Raw genomic sequence first — 17,169 nt, 5'->3', positions numbered from 1 at the left:
TATGAGTAAAACAGTCGTACTGGCCGAGAAACCTTCGGTCGGAAGAGATATAGCAAAAGTGCTGAATTGCGGGAAAAAGGGGAATGGCTTTTTTGAAGGCGATCAGTATATCGTCACTTGGGCACTGGGTCATTTGGTTACCCATGCAGATCCGGAATCTTATGATGAAAAATATAAAACGTGGCGCCTTGAGGACCTGCCCATGTTGCCGCCTGCTTTGAAATTGGTCGTGATCAAGCAATCAGGCAAACAGTTTCAATCGGTTAAAACACAATTGAATCGCAATGATGTCAAGGATGTCATCATTGCAACGGATGCAGGCCGTGAAGGGGAACTTGTTGCACGCTGGATTCTCGAAAAAGCGAATGTGAAGAAGCCGGTCAAGCGGCTTTGGATTTCCTCTGTAACGGATAAAGCGATCAAAGATGGATTTAAAAATCTGAAAGATGGCAAGGAGTATGAAAATCTATTTGCCTCTGCTGTAGCAAGGGCGGAAGCGGACTGGATCGTTGGGATGAACGCGACGCGTGCCCTAACGACCAAGCACAATGCCCAGTTATCCTGCGGGAGGGTCCAAACGCCGACACTTGCGATGATTGCAAAAAAAGAAGAGGAAATAAAACAATTCCAGCCTAAGAAATATTATGGCGTTTCGGCAATTGCAGAACCCAATTTGCGCCTCGTCTGGCAAGATGCCCAATCAAAAGATATCCGCACATTTGATAAAAACAAGGTAGAAAAGGTTCTTGCAGCCGTTAAGGGGAAAAGTGCAGAAGTGGTTGAAGTGAACAAGGCACATAAGAAAAGTTTTGCCCCTTCCTTATATGATTTAACAGAACTTCAACGGGATGCCAATAAGAAATTCGGCTATTCGGCGAAGGAGACGTTATCGAGCATGCAGCGCTTATATGAAAGCCATAAGGTCTTGACTTATCCAAGGACGGATTCACGCTTTTTATCAACGGATTTGGTTGATACGCTAAAAGAAAGATTACAGGCTGTAAGCATTAAACCATATGCCCAGTATGCATCAAGGATCCTGCGCAGCCCGATTAAAACAAATAAATCGTTCGTGGACGATAGCAAGGTTTCTGATCACCATGCAATCATCCCCACTGAGCAAACGCCGCTGCCGGGAAAACTGAGCGACAAAGAATCGAAAATCTATGATTTGGTCGTTAAAAGGTTCCTTGCTGTATTGATGCCGCCTTTTGAATATGAACAAACGACCATCACCGCAAAAATGGGGCAGGAGACGTTCATGGCAAAAGGGAAGGTCATCCTGAAGTCAGGTTGGAAGGAAGTTTATGATCACCAATTCGATGAGGAAGAAGCTAAAGATGGCCTTGCGGAGCAACTGCTTCCGAACGTTCAAAAAGGTGACAGTTTAACCATTTCGACTGTGAAACAAACAGAGGGTGAAACGAAACCGCCGGAACCATTCAATGAGGGGTCGCTTCTTTCGGCAATGGAGAATCCTGCTCGTTTCATGGCAGGGGAAAGCAAAGAGCTCATCAAGACTCTTGGTGAAACTGGCGGGATTGGAACTGTTGCAACACGTGCGGATGTCATTGAAAAACTATTCAATAGCTTCCTGATCGAGAAGAGAGGAAAGGGTCTTCATGTCACCTCGAAAGGAAAACAACTTCTTCAATTGGCACCTGAAGACTTGCGTTCTCCAGCTTTGACAGCTCAATGGGAGCAAAAGTTAACTGCGATAGCAAAAGGAAAGCTGCCAAAACAGGCATTCATCGGTGATATGCGCGCCTACGCCAAAAATATCGTCCATGAAATCAAAAATAGTGATCAAAAATTTAAGCATGATAACGTGTCAGGAACGAAATGTCCTGATTGCGGCAAGCTGATGCTGGAAGTGAATGGTAAAAAGGGAAAAATGCTTGTCTGTCAAGATCGTGATTGCGGCCACAAAAAAAGTGTTTCACGTGTAACAAATGCCAGATGCCCGCAATGCCATAAAAAGATGGAAATGCGCGGTCAAGGAGAAGCACAGACATTCACCTGTAAATGCGGTTTTCACGAAAAACTTTCTTCTTACAATAAACGAAGAGGGCAAAATAAAAATCAAAAAGTATCCAAAAATGAAGTATCCAATTATATGAAAAAGCAAAATAAAGAAGAGCCGATCAATACTGCATTGGCAGATGCCTTGGCGAAACTGAAATTCGATAAATAAAAGAAAAAGGATGGAGCAATCGCTCCATCCTTTTTCGTATCTTCCTGCTTCGACTAAATTTCATTCAGTACGGTGCCATGTAATTCATATTCAAGTGTTTTGTCAGTGTGTGTGTGTTTATCCGAATCTACTCGTATGAGCGTACTGAATGGCTTCTGATCACCCGGACTGAAAATTGCTTCATCATTCTCTGGATTCCATAGGCTGTAAATACTCATGATCGTATCTTCCTCCTTTGGATGAGAAGATTAGTAATTCCCATGCTTGATTATCATCCAACTCTTCAATTGATTCTAACGCTGATCACCGGGACTAAACACAGCTGCGTCATTCTCTTTGTTCCATTGGCTTCTGATTGTACTCATCATGCACTATCATCTCCTTTGGTGAGAATGTCTTACAGTATTTGTATACCCGGATGGGACAGGTTAAAACATATATTTCAAAAAAAAATGATTATATCCCGAAATCAGTATTTGTATTTATCGACGTGATAAATAAGACTTTTTTTACTATCAAACAGTTTGTATTCTTGTTCGCCAATCAGGTTTTATATCTATATGGCTTGATGAAAAAATTTAGCCTTGAGACCTGTGTCTTCTCCATCAAAAAATCAATTGTTCTTAATCAACAGAAAAAAACCCCTGTTACTCCGCGGAAGGACCGCTTGTAACAGGGGTTTATAATTAGCGTCCCAGATAGGAATCGAACCTACGACCTACAGCTTAGGAGGCACTGTTTATTACAGTTTCCTTAACAGTAGGTATGGACTGTTTATAAAAGCTATTATAAAAGCAATTTCCATGCTTTTACCGTATACCATGCGTAAATACTAAATAAAAGTGTCTGACGTTTCCGAAACAATGTTTCCGACTTTTATTATATTATGTTTACTCATTTTTAATCAAGGAATTTTTCTGTAATATCAATGGATTCATTCAAACTTAACCTTGTATTACCAAGTCTTAATAATCGTATCGTACAGAAGAAAAAGAACGTTTAAAAGGTTGCAATAGCTACGGAAATTATAACTGGTGTCTAACTTAAGTACCTCACTGATTAATAAGCTGTTTTAATAAAAATAGGTGCTTTGTTTATTCATTGGGGGACTTTGCAGCCATTTTTGAAATCGGGAGGTTAATGAAAGAAAACGATATTAAATTTTTAAATTTTAACAGGAAAAGCTTATTTATCACATAGAATGTATCAAATTAATTTACACATTCGAAGTCTATAAGAGGAGAAAATTAAATAGATAAAACAAAAGCCCTTTTCTAATCTAATGAGAAGGGCTTTTGTTTGTTTCCTAATAATATACGTCATTAATACGTTTTTTAAATTTAATCAGCTCGTCAGGTTCAATTAATCCTAAGGCGGTAAAAACATCTAGGTTATTTTCTAATCTTTTAGCAAAAGAAGCTTTTTCTATTTCGGAATAACGTTCATAATCTTCAATGTCATCTAGGTTTTCATCTACCTCATCTATTAACATCCTAAACTTGTGTTTTAGTAGGGTATAAAAATTTTTCTCTTTTAAAGATATTATTTCATCAAATGTAAAGTGGATGATTGCTATTCCTTTCCTGAGAAAGTTCTTTTTTCTTTTACCATCTGCATATATCCACCCTTGTCCAGTTAATCCAGTCATAGATACAAAAATCCCTAATTTAGCTTTTCTAGTTTCACAGAGTTCAATGAGTTTGGCGACGTAAGATACGTCTACTTTTCCCTTCTCATTTTTACACTCACAAACTGCTATATGGCCAGCCATTGCAGTGAAATTAGTCGTGTATAAATCAAGGAATTCTAATTCATGATCTATTTGATTATCTTGCACAGAAAAATCCGAAGTTATTTCAGCAACACTAAATTGATTTAAAACCAAACCCATTAATGCTTCAAGTAACTTCCCTTTTTCATGATTTCTCTCTTTGGGCCATGTTTTAGAATCAGTGATGTCAGTTACTAACCTGTCAAATTCCGTCGTTAGTGTGGTATCTTCTGTAAAAGGCACCCATACCATCGGGTCAGATAATTTTTTTAATGTAGTTTTTATTTTGGATAAATCTTCTAAGTTTAAATTCATCCTATATCTCCAATCCAGCATTTTTGGCTGGCCTTTTAAATGCAACTAGTGCTTTAGAAAAATTGAAAGATCCTTCACAAAAAGGACAGGGGAAACTTGAAGGGTTTAAATAGGCCTTGGTAAATTCTTTATACGAGTTAAAAATATATGGTGGGTGTTCTTCAGGTTCCTCTTGACACGGTACCAGGATTAATATTTCCAAGATACCACATTCAACACATTTTAATAAAAAGTGTTCTGACAAATCAAATGTTAGTCCTGTCTTTCTTGAAAAAACACCAGTTGTTAATGTATCTGACTTTTTTAACCGTTGAATAACATACTCAGCTTTTTTTACAATGGAAGAGTCATCGATGAGGAGCTCCGTTTTTATATTGTCTAAGTTTTGAGAGTACATTTTGGACAACCTCCTCTTCAGTAAAACGGTTTGATGGCCTAATTAATATATGATCACCACCATCTTCAATTCTAAATCTATACATAGTCTTCTCATCAAACTTAACTTCTAGACCTATCATTTTTAAATCCGAGTCTTGCCGGCTTTGTTTTGCAATTCTCCCAGCGGGACCACTTGTTAAATCATTTACCTTACTTTCTACCGCAACAGAGGTTGAAGCTTGGTCAGTTTTCTGCATAAACACTCTGTACATATTCTCTGTATTATTATCTCCGAATTCTTCCTGAAGAGCAATGATGAAAGAATCCTGAATTTCAGCCGCTAACGAGTCGATTAAAGCAACGTCATTTATTTTGCTTTCCTCAAGTAAGCTTTCAGCGAATTTTTTTATTCTATCCTCTGAATTAAGAGATAATTCCTCGACAATCGGATTGTTATGATAACTTAAATCTTCAGCAAGGTGAAATAGTGATTGCGATATCCAATCAGGTTTTTGAACATGAAATGAACCTACAGTGTCTCTTCCTAAAGAAAGAATTAAATCAGCAATATCAGTAAAATTTTTACCTCTACCAGGTTGAACACCATAAACTTGGTAAAGATTAGAGGTAGGATTTAGAATTACGATTACATTTCCATTCTTAAAGTCAAATTCAAGAAATGCTGGATAAATAACTTTTTCTTGAACATATCTAAAAGACCCATCGGTCCCACTTTGTTTAACTGTTATTTCGGCTGGTGCGATAAATGATAATACATATTTATGATCCTGTTTAAATATATGTACTAGCCTTGGCTGGTCTAAAATTTCTTCATTTACATGGAGTAAATTTATTGTGTTTTCATCTAAATTGTTCATTAATTTTTGCAGTAAAACTTCATTCACATCTTTAAAATCGGCCTGATAAATAAAATGATAATTATTACCATCAATTTGGTTTTTACTTAACCAATCTCTAAAATCGTTAATATCAATAATGTGCGTTTGAATTGCTCTGGCGATATCTTCAAACATATCTGAGAGTTTTGTGGTACTTTTAATCCCCCATTTTGTATTAACTTTTAAAAGATGTTTCTTTTGAACATATCTGTTCATAAATTTTAATGCATTTTCAAAATTTTCATTTTCAAACATTTCAGTATTTTCCATTCCCATTTACAAATCCCCCGATAGCGTTAGTTTAGTCATAACATAAATAATCAATTTCTCAATTGGAAGCAAATACATTTAATTCTCGATTGGGTCTTAAGTCTATAGGTACGAACGATGAGATATCTTGATAAATATAAAACAACAATACCATAAGTTACATGTAGATACATAAAGTTACAGTTAAATAAATAAATAGAAAGGCTATAAGAACCAAAAGTGCCAAGAAAATCTGGAAAAAAGAAAATCAACAACACCCTTTAAAAAGGTAAATAATCCTGAATTATAGACATAACCTTCTTTAACTAACTCCGTAATAACCTGTTCTTCGTTATAAACCACTTTATCGTTTCTGGATATGGGTGAGAATTGCTATGACAGAAAGATGTGTACGTACTTAGTAAGTGGTATGATATGGAGAATATGACCAGGGAACGGATTACATAGCCTGGTATTGTGAGAGCTGTTTGCCGTCTGTTAAAAATAACTTGGCCAAGCTTCCATATAGCCGTCTAATCACCTGGGGAACTAAGGGGCAACTATAACTAAAACTAACTTCTGGGAGATTACTGAAATGTGGTTAAAAATAGGCTTAGGGATATTTGCTATACTCGGCTATTATCTTATGGGGTATGCCGTTTTTGGAAGTAAAAAGAAAATCGATGATATGTATATAGGTACTTCTTCTAGCCTGCTTGAAGTGATATTTGATCTCACGTATGAATTCTCCCCAACGTTAATAAGGAGAATTTTGCTCTTCCTTTTAGGATTAATCTGTGCATTTATCTTTACCATGGGAGTAATTTTGTCATGACAAACGAAGAAGAACCCCGTACAGCTAGAAACTGTACAGGGGGACGGGTGGGTTGACTACTTGGGGGAGGTCCCCATGTATCTATATTCCCGAACTAATAAGGTTGCTATCCAATTCGATCAAGACATAAAAAATTTGAATGTCCCATTCTTCTGCAAAATTGCAAGTTCCCCTTTGAAGAATATAATTCTAGGAGGAACTTGAAATGAAAACTATACAGATCAGTATCAAAGGGACCGAATTAAGGGCTAAGGATAACGTGAAGGAAAACTTCGAACAACTACCTTCCAGTCTCAATAACTATGTTCGATTTGGCCTAATTAAACCTAATGACGTGTACACGTATTTTTTGCTATTACAATACGATAACGCATCATACGGTTATGCTTGGCCCCCAATTGAAACGCTCCAGATGGATTGTGGCGGTGCTAGTGATGGAACTATCCGGAAATCACTAAAACGGCTAGTAAGTGCCGGATTAATTAGGAGAGAGAAAAGCCCGATGTATCCCAACAAGCATATCTATTTCGTGGATTTACCGCATTCTGTAGAGGGATTGAAACGGCTAGTACCTGAGAAAATCAAGGCCTATGAAGAGTATCGGGGAAAGATGCTGGATAGAGCTAAGATGGACAAAGAACGCCTGAATCAGCTAATGGAAATACGGGGGTGACCAAGGACGGACACGTAAAAATCACGGCTCCGCCTTTAAGTTATCTTTTCTTTTTATTCCTTATTACTTTGATAGTATCCCTTTCAAAGAAAGGTAATTATGTCTGATTACTTAAGTATGATTATAGTAAGTATGTATAACGCGTACTATTTGATTGGAATAGATTGCAGTATTTAAGGGTCCGGAAACTTACTTTTAAAGGTACCGCATTTAAGGACTTTGATCCGTGTGATTAATAACCAGGTGGGAATGTGATTTAAAAGCATTCTTACCTGTACCTAATCCTATATGTATGTGCTTATTAAAAATAAGTAAGAGATCCCGCAGCGTCGACTGATCGCGGGACCTCTTTTATAATTTTGTTCAACTAACGGTGCAGGATAGTTCAGTAACTTCGCATAAGACATATAGTGAACAAATAAAAAAAGACAGTGTACCACGCTGCCTCTTTTTGTATGGATTAAAGAAAACGAAGAATTATTTAAACTTATCTAGTGAAATTATTCTATGTTTTAATTCTGAATTCATATCTAAAACACCTATCACAAATTGATTATCTTCCGTCAATGTTATGTATCTGAAATACTCATCATCAGAAATTAACAAATCGGTGTCATTCGTCATTTTTTCTATTTTGGCAAATACATCTTCTGTGTACTCAAGGTGAAAAAAATCATCCAATCCCTTGCTTGAGCTACCTACCCAGGTATACAGAAAATCTTTCAGTGTGATTTGTTCAAGCATCGATAATTGTTTCTTGAATTTTAACTTATCTACTGTTACGTTTATCATCTTTCAACACTCCTTAAGGAGTCTTAATTATATACATTGAAGTCTCCTCCAACAATGCTATTTGCGTAACAATCTGTTTACAGTTTAGTAACGGCCAATACAGGCTTATCCTTTGAAACCTCGAGGTAGCTTTGGAATCTCCGGCACTTTCCCAAAGAATATGAACTCGTCTAAAACCTCCTCAATGATCAGTCGGACGGAAACCGGATCTGCCAAGTGATCGCCGTCTAACGGGCAATACATAATATCACCGACGGACCGGCCTCTATTAGCCTCTAATTCTTCTAGAATACACTGTACAAGCATCTTTTCACCGATTAGTTCGCCATCGAAGTAATTTATCCATCCGGAAACACCTTTTTTATTGCCGTGAACTAACATGCTGTAAACCTCCCTAAAGACACTTAGTGATTTTTAGTAATATTAGCCTATACGGTCCATTTGGGCAATGATCTTCATTTGATGAATGAAATAGTAAGGTCTGTTTTGAAGGCTAAAGGTCTTATCCGTTAAACAGTGGGAGTACTTCCGGATATTACTGCCTGTTTTCTATAGGGGTCTAACAAACATATAGGTGGGAAAAGGTGAGGCTTCGGCTTCGCCTTTTTACTTTATCTGGACTTCCTATTCTAGGGATTTCACTAAGGAAAGAGGGTGGAAAAATGACTGGAGTAAATAAGGATGCCTTGCCATACCAGCAGAAATTGACGTATCCCATGCTGAAATACATTCGTTTGTGTAGGAATCTCACTCAAGAGAAGTTTGGAGAAGTGTGCCGGATAGATCAGTCCGTCGTGGCTAAATTGGAACGGGGTGAGATTGAATTAACGATTGGGTACGAAAGCCGGATTCACCAAGGGTGTCGGTCTTTGAATATCAACGAAATTGAATTGGAATCCATCAAAAGGTTATTGGGGTGAAGGAAATATGAAGGTAGTAGTAGATGATTTATTCACCGAGACAAAAAAGACATTAAAGCAGTACCGGGCAAAGTGTAAGGACCTAAATAAACAGGAATCAGAATTAAAAGCTGAACTAGTCGCTCTGCAATCAGAACATATGGCCAACCTTATGAGTCAGGAAACGGCTACAATATCTGAACGGATTTATCTTAACTTTCAAGCGAAAGAGATAGTGACTAAAGCTGAAGTTATTTCCTCTATGCTGGAAGAAGTTGCTGAAAAACGAACAGCGTTAAAGCTACAGACCGTTAATTTATTGCAGGAATCATTAGGTAAGGATAATCGAGTTAAGTCGAAATACAATGCAAATGAAATCGTGGATGACTACCTTTATAGGATGTTCATGGAGCTAACAGAGATTGGCCAACAAATGCAAAGCCAATACCGAGCTATTGCACCGGATATCCTAGAAATCTACGAGGACCCAAAGGTAGCTGAGTCTTTTACAGATGCACAGTTACGGTTTAGTAGTGATGAGTATAGATTGTCTTACTGGCAAGCTAATAAGACTGTGGTCCATCGAGAACATATTAGGCTAGCAGGCGGGGGACATATGCCAAGTGAAATACGGCCACCAGCAAAGGAAGTGAAATAGATGACTGATGCTATGGAAAAGGTTTTGCTTGGATTGAAGGGAACGGAAATCATCAAGCCGACCGAGGGGCCGAGTCCCCTAAATGATGAGGCACTATCAAAATACTTTGAAGCCTCCCATAGACCAATCGTATTTGCGCCTTTCTCGACTATGGGGTTTAAGAAGAAAAAAGAAGAAGAACAGAAACCAACCGAGCCTACCAGTTAACTGGTGGGTTCTTTTATTTATAGAAATGGAGGGATTATCTATGGTAAAGCTAAATTACGTGAACGATAACCGAGAATATCAGCGCCTTCTTGACCGGACCTATCATGGTAGGGTGATACCTATAGAAAGGTACATCAATGACAAATCCGTGCTGCTCCATAGCTGTCTAGGGTGCTATAACGAGTTCTATGCACGGCCTGAGTGGCTCCTCACTAAGGAAAGTCAGCGACATGACTGTAAGACCAGTCGGTATGATTCCCTGGGTTATTCGAATGTCATTAAGGCTATCCCGCCGCGTAAGAAGATCCCCGAGGAAGTTTTAGGTCAAATCATTGAGCTACACAATCAGGGACTAACACAGGTGGAAATTTCTAAGAGAACAGGGATCAATAGAAAGACAGTCGGCAAGAGGCTAAAGCAGGGGAATTGACCCCTGCCTTTTCTTTATTGGTTTACGTTGTATTTTTTCTCTTCAATCTTTTCTAGTCCGGATGCAGTAAGCGTAGTTACGATAGCGAATCCCCACTTGATAACGAATAGAGCAATGATAAGTACGTTGTATGCATTGAGGAATCCAAAATGCACTGTAAAGCTATACATCCAATACAGTTGAGATATTACTGGTGCGAAAAATGATATGATTGCCCAAAAGCCACCTATGTTTTCGTAGGTTATATATATTGTCCATAGGTGTATCAGTGCACCCCCTATGAAAAACCCTATTCCTGAAGCAAAAGCACTTACATAATAGAAAAATTGTAATATTGATTTCATTTTCTCCACTCCTTTTTATTTAGCGATGTCACATGTCATATGCAACGTACAGAATTTAAAATTTTTAGTCCTTCCAAAACCAGTCACGAAACCACTTGACGGGAAGAACAGCCAATACACAAATTACAAGAAGTATGAATACAATATCCAGCCTTCCTAAATCAATCAGTATGCCACTTACTACAGCTACACAGGAGATTATAATACCGATAGATAAACGTTCAGTCATTTAGCGATTCCTTCGCCTTTATCGTCTTCAAGCATCCATTCAATCAATTCGTCACGATCAATTAACAGTACTTCATTTGAGTTTCCTAGCTTCATAGCCGGAGCCGTGAAATAGTTATTTGTAATGACCCAACATTCATCGGCCTTGTAATAGCTCTTTGCGGAAACAATTTCTTGGACGGCCCTTACTCCTACCTTTTTGCTATAACGTTTCGCTTGGACCACTATTCTCTTCCCTGGCGTATTTAGTACCAGGTCCGCACCATAATCACCGGAGGTTTTTGTTACCTGGGCTTGGTACCCGTGGGAATCTAATAGGAATTTCAGGAACACTTCAAATTCTGAGCCCTTCATTCGGTCTACTTCATATATGCCGGAGTTCCTAATTTTTCGCTCCCATTCTTTCCTACGTTTCTTTGCATTTATATCCTCTGTTATAATCCAAATTATGCCTAACACCATCACTATACCAATGAGGAAAGAATAAAATACCATGTCATCGTAATACACTCTGGAAAACACTCCTTATTATGGATATGAAATTATGTAAAAAAATAGGGAGGCCGAAGCCTCCCAGGGTGTTACTTCAGTTTTATTTGCTCGTATTCTCCACCGGACCAACCAGCTCCACTAGATACTTCAATGTTGTAGGCTTTAGCTTCAGCCGGAAGTTCAAATACTACTTTCCCTGTTTTAGAGATATTAGGATTAATAGATTCTAGGAAGAACCCGATTCCCCCTTCATTCACGTACATGTCTAGTTCAGCATCAGCACCGTATTCAGCACCGTCAGCTTTTACTTTGAACATGTTGGAATCAGCCATACGTTCCTTTTTATCAAGGTTCTTGATCGCCATTTCAACGATTACGAATTTACCTGAAGTTGTTTTGTCCCCTAGAACGTTACTGATCTTTTGCGTTTCTTCCACGCCTTTAACCGTGTATTCAAGTTTGCCCACTTTTACTACGTCCCCTACTTGGTGCTGTTTAGGAGCTTCCTTCTTAGGTTCAGCCTTTTTCTCTTCCTTAGGCTTGGCCGTAGTTTCAGTAGCCTTAGTGTCTGTCTTAGTTTCAGTAGTGGACTCTTCTTCATCTCCACCACTTGCTATGTTAACAATAACGATAATGGCAATAACCCATACCCACCACTTCTTATAAAATGGCTTCTTTACCTTGATTTTCTTTTCCTTACTCATCTTGACTCGTTCTCCTTTAGTTGCAGTTTTATATATCTACGACTATATTACCACAAGTCCCCATTCCTTGTATCGAAAAGTAAGGCAATTACTTTTTTATAGAACTTTAGGTAGATTATGACCGCCTTCAGCGACACTCTATCTAGGAAAATACCTCGGAATCAGTACTTTGGTCCGACTGTGGTCTATCATCAAATCAATTACCATAATTTGCAAACTCGCTTTTCAAAACCGTGGTATATATTTTCCACCCAGCAGTCGGGCCGGAGGGAGGTACCCCCGCCCCCCCATGGTACCCTTCGGATATTCCGTGCCTTTCCCTATAGGTTAGGACTTGAGGGAGGGTAAATACGGCCCGCGTAGATTCCTGACCTCTAATCTAATCCTTTTCTCTTATTCTTTCGTTATTCCAGTTAGGTTGTAATCTGTATCGCAGGTTGGTGAGTGTGATCAGGTATCGTGGTGTGTGTCCTATTCGGAACCGATTGGATCATGGCCACGAACCCTATAACTACCCCTTGTCCATACCTCTATGATAGTAGTCTTGCTGTATGCCGTATGCCGTTACGTAGTGCAGTTGTACAGGCCCTAGGATGGACCATACGAAGGTGCGAGTAATAGGAGGTGTTGAATAGGGTGAATTTTTTTAACTCTGTACGGGGGCTTCAGTGGCGTCTGTATTGATAAGAAATATTCCCTATAAGAAAAAGGCCCCTATAAAATCGTCTTTAAAACTAGTCTTTAAAACGGTCGTTTTGTGACCTTTGTAGAAAATCCTTAAAATACAGTAAAAAGGGTATTGAATTAGTCTATAAACTCGTCTATAATTCAAAGTGTATTAACTAACCTGATTAACCTATTTATGGACTGGGAGGCGATGACAATGAAACTAGGATATGCCCGTGTAAGTACTCAAGACCAATCTTTATATTTACAAAAGGATGCACTCATTAAAGAAGGCGTGGAGCCAGAATACATATTTGAAGAGAAAGTAACAGGAACAAAATCAGACCGTCCGAAGCTGAAGGAATTACTCTCATATGCTAGAAAAGGGGACCAGATTGTAGTCTACAAACTTGACCGTTTAAGCCGTTCTACTAAGCACCTTATAGAACTATCTGAAGAACTGGAAGAACGGGAGATAGAGTTAGTCAGTATTCAAGATAAAATTGATACGACTTCAGCGATAGGCAAGGCCATGTTTAAGATGTTGGCCGTCCTTAGTGAAATGGAACGGGATATCATTTCGGAGCGTACTAAGGCAGGATTAGAGTCTGCACGGGCTAGGGGTCGTAATGGTGGTAGACCTAAAATGAGTAAGGAGCAACTTGACCATGCTATTGATCTTTATGAAACTAAGAAATACAGCATTAAGTACATTACCGAAAAGACTGGGGTAAGTAAAGCCAAACTCTATAAGGAACTATCAGAACGTAAAGAAGCGACTAGCAATAGCTAATCGTTTTTTTGTGCATGGGGGTAACGTGAGGCCCTTCCTATCCTTACAGCCACAAGGGATTAGACGGAAATAAATATTCTGAAAGGCACTGTTTATCACACCCGTTCGAGGGATAACTTGGGGTGGAAAGTAGCTGTTTGATAATAAGAACAAGCTTTCTATTTGAGTGGCAGCAGGAACGAAAAAGGCACCCGTAAGGGGTGCTATTTCATATAATAATCTTTATACTTCTCTGTGAATTTTTCAGGGTCCTCAAGGTACTCTTTGTAATCTGCCAATATACCTAAATACCTATCCCAATTAAAGTGTGGATCTAGTTTTACTCCATTAACGATTTCTTGAAGTAGTTTCTTTTCATCAGTAGTTAAAGACTCACCCCATGCTAATGCAAATTCGACTATAGTAGGAATGTGTGGTTCCTTTTCATCCTTAATTTTTAACTCACTAATAAAATCTAAGATTTCTTCGGAAGGATAAAACCATTCCCCTCTATAATGAAATTCTGAAAATCTTACGTGAAGCTGATCTTCGAAGTTTTTACCTCCACTGGTTAAATGCAGTAACACTAATTTATCGGGATTCCCGGTTTGCATCAGTTTAATTCTTTTTTCTATGTCGTTAGTATGACCAATTTTTATGGGTCCACCTTTTTCACCTTGTAAAAAGTAAACTTTTGACCAATTGTTAACCTTGTAACCAAATTTATCTATGACACTCACCCTCGTTTCATCTTTCAATCAAAATGTATAGAAAAAAACACCTCGTAAGGTGCCTTAATTTCCCAACTTTAACTCAGATAAATTTAATCTTTGTCTATCTTGATCTCCTACGACTTCGACCCTAATTACATTATTTAAGTTGATATGTGTCTCCCCAACTTGGAACCATGTCGGATTATGAGTTAATCTCACTCTAAGAGAACTCTTTAGGTCATCAGTATAAGGCTGATTCGTCTCTAACTCTTCTGTTTCCCCATTCACATAATAAAATTTGTATTTCGCATTACTCATTATCAACACCCCCTTTTCACCTTTTCAATTCGACAGTAAGGGATTATTTTCCTGCTGTCACTATAGTAAAAAAGCACCCGTATGGATGCTTCAGATGATTGCTAGATTTTTTCTTCAAAATGACTATAAGATAACTAGGATTGAATGTGAGAATGGACGCAGCTATAAGAAGTCCATTCACCTTTTTGGGTGTCGAAAGTAATAACTGTTTCCTGTTCATCTTTATTGAATTTCACAGCCTGCACCTTCAAGCGTTCCAATAATAAAGTCAAATTCCTCAGGATCAAGTGTTAAAAGTTCGAACATACCGATTACTACTTTTGGAGATTTCTCATTAACTATGACTAGCTTTTGGTTCACTAATTCTTCTTTTTTATCAACAAGTATAGAATGCCTACCATTGTCATCTAGTATCTCAATCTGTAAACATGAAAATACAGCATCCTCACCGTTACTTCGAATAGAAGCTTGAAAAGTCGTAACCTTTTTAATCTCTCCTGAAAAAATAGTTCCGTTCTTAATAATCGTTTTTGTTTTCATTTTGTTTCCCTCCAAGTTTTATTGGACTTCTTAAGTCCCTGCAAAGGTTAACTTGCAATTTGATTACATTTTAGGACACTGTATAGAAAATAATTTTTTTTAAATCTAAACTAAAAACAAAGAGTGTATATATTTGATCACTCTTCTTGTATAAAAAAGCTGAAGCTAGGCTTTAAACTAACCTGAACTTAGTAAGAGTTAACAAACTAAACGTTATAAAAATCTAAACATAACTCGGCTAAAGCCTCGTGTTCGGGTTTACACCCTCACTACTATAGATAGGATTCTTAGTGGAATCTGTTACTAGCCAAATTAACATAGAGAGGGGGAGCCGTTCCTTGGCTATCCCTTGGAGTGTTGTTTGGAAAGGTTTTATTATTTTAGTATCTTTCTTATAAGGGAATACTCAAAAAAACCAGTGATACCAACGGTTTCAGCATTTGTTTGCTAGGTAGTGTCTAGCAAGGTTTTTATAGACACATTAACTAAATTTCATTGCCTAGATATTGTTCCAAAAGTGTTCTCATTCGAAAAGAAGGAATATAAACATTTATAGATTGTTCAGTACGAATACGACTACGAAACAACCATTGAAGTAATTCTGACAATGCAAATAAATCAACTTCTACTTCTACATCATGTTTGCTAAAAAAGTTTTTTATCACAGGATTGGTATATCTGTTAGCTAAATAGATACATGTACTTTTATGCTGATACTCATTAGTAGCACGTGCATTTACACTAACAAAGTGATCTTTTAACCCTGGTGGTGTAACCTTATCCTTAAACTCTTGGAAGGTAGTCCACATAACTTCTTCAGTTGGAACATTGCATTTATGGCGATAAAAATTGTAGGCACTGTTTCGCATAAGCTTTTTTGTTTCAGTGTTCCTAGTCTTTTTCATTAAATCTGAGACACTAAGTGAAGAATGTTTCTTTCCAATCTTATTTATATCTATCTTATCTCTAGGTGTTGAGTAGTAAATGTTGATTAGGTTCTTTAAATGTGAACGATTCTCTTCCTGAAAAGGGATGTATGAAGAAAGTTTATATTCCTCATTCTTGCTTATTACAGATTTATAATTGTAATTGAGACCAAAAAGATCAAAGTAAGCACGTTGAATTTGTCCATTAAACATGTAAGTTAAGATAAAAACTTCCTCAAAACATTTAAAGGTTTCAACTGGAAACGTCCAATAAATCGCTATAGGTTCATTAGCCTCATCCTGATACATCATAAGATTGCCGGAATTAGCTAGATTACGGATCTTTTCGAAGTAACCCTGCTGATAGTTGACTTGTTCCCATGACACGATCCCTTTTTTGTCCACTTCAATAACCTTATTCTGTATAAGCATTTTTAAATCATCCTTGGAAATCTTAACTTGTTCAATAACATCCATAACTTCATCCAGAATCAAAATGTAATTTTCCATCTCTAAAAGGTCAATAACTTCACTATCCACACGTTTGAATAATGAGTGAGTGGAAACAATATTTTCCCCGTCAGCGATAAGTCGTTTAATATCCTCTAGCTTTGTTTCACCGGCATTATCTGCTTCTGGCTGCTTAAAATTAAGGTTTACAGAGGATAAGACCCGTTCCACTTCAGTTTTGAATGGCGTGATGTAAATAAATTTTTGATAGACTTGTGCCTCATTCATATACTGAATAGCCCAGCTAGTCTTTCCACTTCCCATGATCGAATCAATAATGTTAATTTTAGTTTCTGTTAGACTTTTGCATAACATTTATAATTTTTCCCTTCTTCATGTGTTTTCGTAAGAGTTGGCCTTACAAAACATTACTTGCAATTAGCACATGAATTAGGACAACACTCAGCAATTTATCTTTTATCTTTAGTTTTTCTTGATTTTTGGTTTTGCTTTCCTCTGAATTAACAAGATTGTCTAGGAAACATTGGACAAAAGAATGATTACCTTTATAGCACTTAAAAAAATTAAGTACTATAAAGCAGCCATTCATTAACACTGAATTGAACCGAGTTGTTGAGGGGTCCACCGTATCACCTTGTTTGAACGTTGTACTTTCATACTCAACAGACTTTTTACACGTTATGCTTGTCCAACGT

Annotated in this window: 21 protein-coding genes; 7 read left to right on the top strand and 14 right to left on the bottom strand. The window is 37.7% G+C overall.

What is annotated here, in order from left to right; all coding sequences use genetic code 11:
• Position 1 precedes the first annotated feature (1 nt).
• Complete coding sequence (locus tag ACZ9AO_RS18255; RefSeq protein ID WP_476109717.1) at positions 2 to 2,194, top strand: DNA topoisomerase III; 2,193 nt, start codon at positions 2 to 4, stop codon at positions 2,192 to 2,194.
• A gap of 53 nt (positions 2,195 to 2,247) precedes the next feature.
• On the opposite strand, the gene ACZ9AO_RS18250 is transcribed toward ACZ9AO_RS18255, so the two are convergent.
• The 4 genes from ACZ9AO_RS18250 to ACZ9AO_RS18235 all read right to left on the bottom strand — a co-directional run bounded on the left by ACZ9AO_RS18250 (position 2,248) and on the right by ACZ9AO_RS18235 (position 5,833).
• The gene (locus ACZ9AO_RS18250; RefSeq protein WP_156404392.1) at positions 2,248 to 2,412 is read right to left on the bottom strand and encodes a hypothetical protein; all 165 of its coding nucleotides are present in this window, start codon (positions 2,410 to 2,412) and stop codon (positions 2,248 to 2,250) included.
• Positions 2,413 to 3,500: 1,088 nt separating this feature from the next.
• A complete protein-coding gene (locus tag ACZ9AO_RS18245) occupies positions 3,501 to 4,280 on the bottom strand; it encodes a restriction endonuclease (RefSeq protein WP_476109715.1) in 780 nt (259 codons plus the stop codon).
• 1 nt (position 4,281) lies between these two features.
• A complete protein-coding gene (locus tag ACZ9AO_RS18240) occupies positions 4,282 to 4,677 on the bottom strand; it encodes a hypothetical protein (protein ID WP_476109713.1) in 396 nt (131 codons plus the stop codon).
• Complete coding sequence (locus ACZ9AO_RS18235; protein ID WP_476109711.1) at positions 4,628 to 5,833, bottom strand: hypothetical protein; 1,206 nt, start codon at positions 5,831 to 5,833, stop codon at positions 4,628 to 4,630. Before ACZ9AO_RS18235 ends, ACZ9AO_RS18240 begins: the two co-directional genes overlap by 50 nt.
• A 568-nt stretch (positions 5,834 to 6,401) precedes the next feature.
• Between ACZ9AO_RS18235 and ACZ9AO_RS18230 the strand changes: the two genes are divergently transcribed.
• Complete coding sequence (locus ACZ9AO_RS18230; protein ID WP_476109709.1) at positions 6,402 to 6,641, top strand: hypothetical protein; 240 nt, start codon at positions 6,402 to 6,404, stop codon at positions 6,639 to 6,641.
• A 205-nt stretch (positions 6,642 to 6,846) separates the two neighbouring features.
• Complete coding sequence (locus tag ACZ9AO_RS18225; RefSeq protein WP_328138517.1) at positions 6,847 to 7,314, top strand: helix-turn-helix domain-containing protein; 468 nt, start codon at positions 6,847 to 6,849, stop codon at positions 7,312 to 7,314.
• Between the two features lie 477 nt (positions 7,315 to 7,791).
• Here the strand turns inward: ACZ9AO_RS18225 and ACZ9AO_RS18220 are convergent, their stop codons facing one another.
• Positions 7,792 to 8,106, bottom strand: coding sequence for a hypothetical protein (locus ACZ9AO_RS18220; RefSeq protein ID WP_063592358.1), 315 nt, complete (start codon positions 8,104 to 8,106; stop codon positions 7,792 to 7,794).
• Between the two features lie 105 nt (positions 8,107 to 8,211).
• Complete coding sequence (locus ACZ9AO_RS18215; RefSeq protein ID WP_328137623.1) at positions 8,212 to 8,487, bottom strand: hypothetical protein; 276 nt, start codon at positions 8,485 to 8,487, stop codon at positions 8,212 to 8,214.
• A gap of 281 nt (positions 8,488 to 8,768) precedes the next feature.
• On the opposite strand from ACZ9AO_RS18215, the gene ACZ9AO_RS18210 reads away from it, so the two are divergent.
• Genes ACZ9AO_RS18210 through ACZ9AO_RS18200 form a run of 3 tightly spaced genes read left to right on the top strand, consistent with a single transcriptional unit; the run spans position 8,769 to position 9,870 of the window.
• Positions 8,769 to 9,026: a helix-turn-helix transcriptional regulator gene (locus tag ACZ9AO_RS18210; RefSeq protein WP_328137625.1), complete on the top strand. Its 258-nt coding sequence runs from the start codon at positions 8,769 to 8,771 to the stop codon at positions 9,024 to 9,026.
• 7 nt (positions 9,027 to 9,033) lie between these two features.
• The gene (locus ACZ9AO_RS18205; protein WP_328137627.1) at positions 9,034 to 9,663 is read left to right on the top strand and encodes a hypothetical protein; all 630 of its coding nucleotides are present in this window, start codon (positions 9,034 to 9,036) and stop codon (positions 9,661 to 9,663) included.
• Positions 9,664 to 9,870, top strand: a complete 207-nt coding sequence (locus tag ACZ9AO_RS18200) for a hypothetical protein (protein WP_328137628.1) — start codon at positions 9,664 to 9,666, stop codon at positions 9,868 to 9,870.
• A 444-nt stretch (positions 9,871 to 10,314) separates the two neighbouring features.
• Here ACZ9AO_RS18200 and ACZ9AO_RS18195 read toward each other — a convergent pair whose 3' ends face one another.
• The 4 genes from ACZ9AO_RS18195 to ACZ9AO_RS18180 all read right to left on the bottom strand — a co-directional run bounded on the left by ACZ9AO_RS18195 (position 10,315) and on the right by ACZ9AO_RS18180 (position 12,068).
• Entirely contained in the window at positions 10,315 to 10,644 is a 330-nt protein-coding gene (locus ACZ9AO_RS18195; RefSeq protein ID WP_328137630.1) for a hypothetical protein, read from the bottom strand.
• Between the two features lie 64 nt (positions 10,645 to 10,708).
• A complete protein-coding gene (locus ACZ9AO_RS18190) occupies positions 10,709 to 10,873 on the bottom strand; it encodes a hypothetical protein (protein ID WP_476109705.1) in 165 nt (54 codons plus the stop codon).
• Positions 10,870 to 11,226: a restriction endonuclease gene (locus tag ACZ9AO_RS18185; RefSeq protein ID WP_476109703.1), complete on the bottom strand. Its 357-nt coding sequence runs from the start codon at positions 11,224 to 11,226 to the stop codon at positions 10,870 to 10,872. The genes ACZ9AO_RS18190 and ACZ9AO_RS18185 overlap by 4 nt, the downstream gene beginning before the upstream one ends.
• Positions 11,227 to 11,453: 227 nt before the next feature.
• Positions 11,454 to 12,068: a DUF4352 domain-containing protein gene (locus ACZ9AO_RS18180; RefSeq protein ID WP_328137635.1), complete on the bottom strand. Its 615-nt coding sequence runs from the start codon at positions 12,066 to 12,068 to the stop codon at positions 11,454 to 11,456.
• Between the two features lie 883 nt (positions 12,069 to 12,951).
• On the opposite strand from ACZ9AO_RS18180, the gene ACZ9AO_RS18175 reads away from it, so the two are divergent.
• A complete protein-coding gene (locus ACZ9AO_RS18175) occupies positions 12,952 to 13,527 on the top strand; it encodes a recombinase family protein (protein ID WP_476109701.1) in 576 nt (191 codons plus the stop codon).
• Between the two features lie 203 nt (positions 13,528 to 13,730).
• Here the strand turns inward: ACZ9AO_RS18175 and ACZ9AO_RS18170 are convergent, their stop codons facing one another.
• From ACZ9AO_RS18170 to ACZ9AO_RS18155, 4 genes are all read right to left on the bottom strand, one after another.
• Positions 13,731 to 14,246: a GIY-YIG nuclease family protein gene (locus tag ACZ9AO_RS18170; protein ID WP_476109700.1), complete on the bottom strand. Its 516-nt coding sequence runs from the start codon at positions 14,244 to 14,246 to the stop codon at positions 13,731 to 13,733.
• Positions 14,247 to 14,300: 54 nt separating this feature from the next.
• Complete coding sequence (locus ACZ9AO_RS18165) at positions 14,301 to 14,537, bottom strand: hypothetical protein (protein WP_476109698.1); 237 nt, start codon at positions 14,535 to 14,537, stop codon at positions 14,301 to 14,303.
• A 222-nt stretch (positions 14,538 to 14,759) separates the two neighbouring features.
• On the bottom strand, positions 14,760 to 15,077 hold the full coding sequence (locus ACZ9AO_RS18160; protein WP_476109696.1) for a hypothetical protein: 318 nt from the start codon (positions 15,075 to 15,077) through the stop codon (positions 14,760 to 14,762).
• 485 nt (positions 15,078 to 15,562) lie between these two features.
• Entirely contained in the window at positions 15,563 to 16,828 is a 1,266-nt protein-coding gene (locus ACZ9AO_RS18155) for a hypothetical protein (protein ID WP_476109694.1), read from the bottom strand.
• Positions 16,829 to 17,169 lie beyond the last annotated feature (341 nt).

This window comes from Peribacillus sp. TE19612 (assembly GCF_056279465.1).
This window is presented reverse-complemented; position numbering and strand designations above follow the sequence as displayed.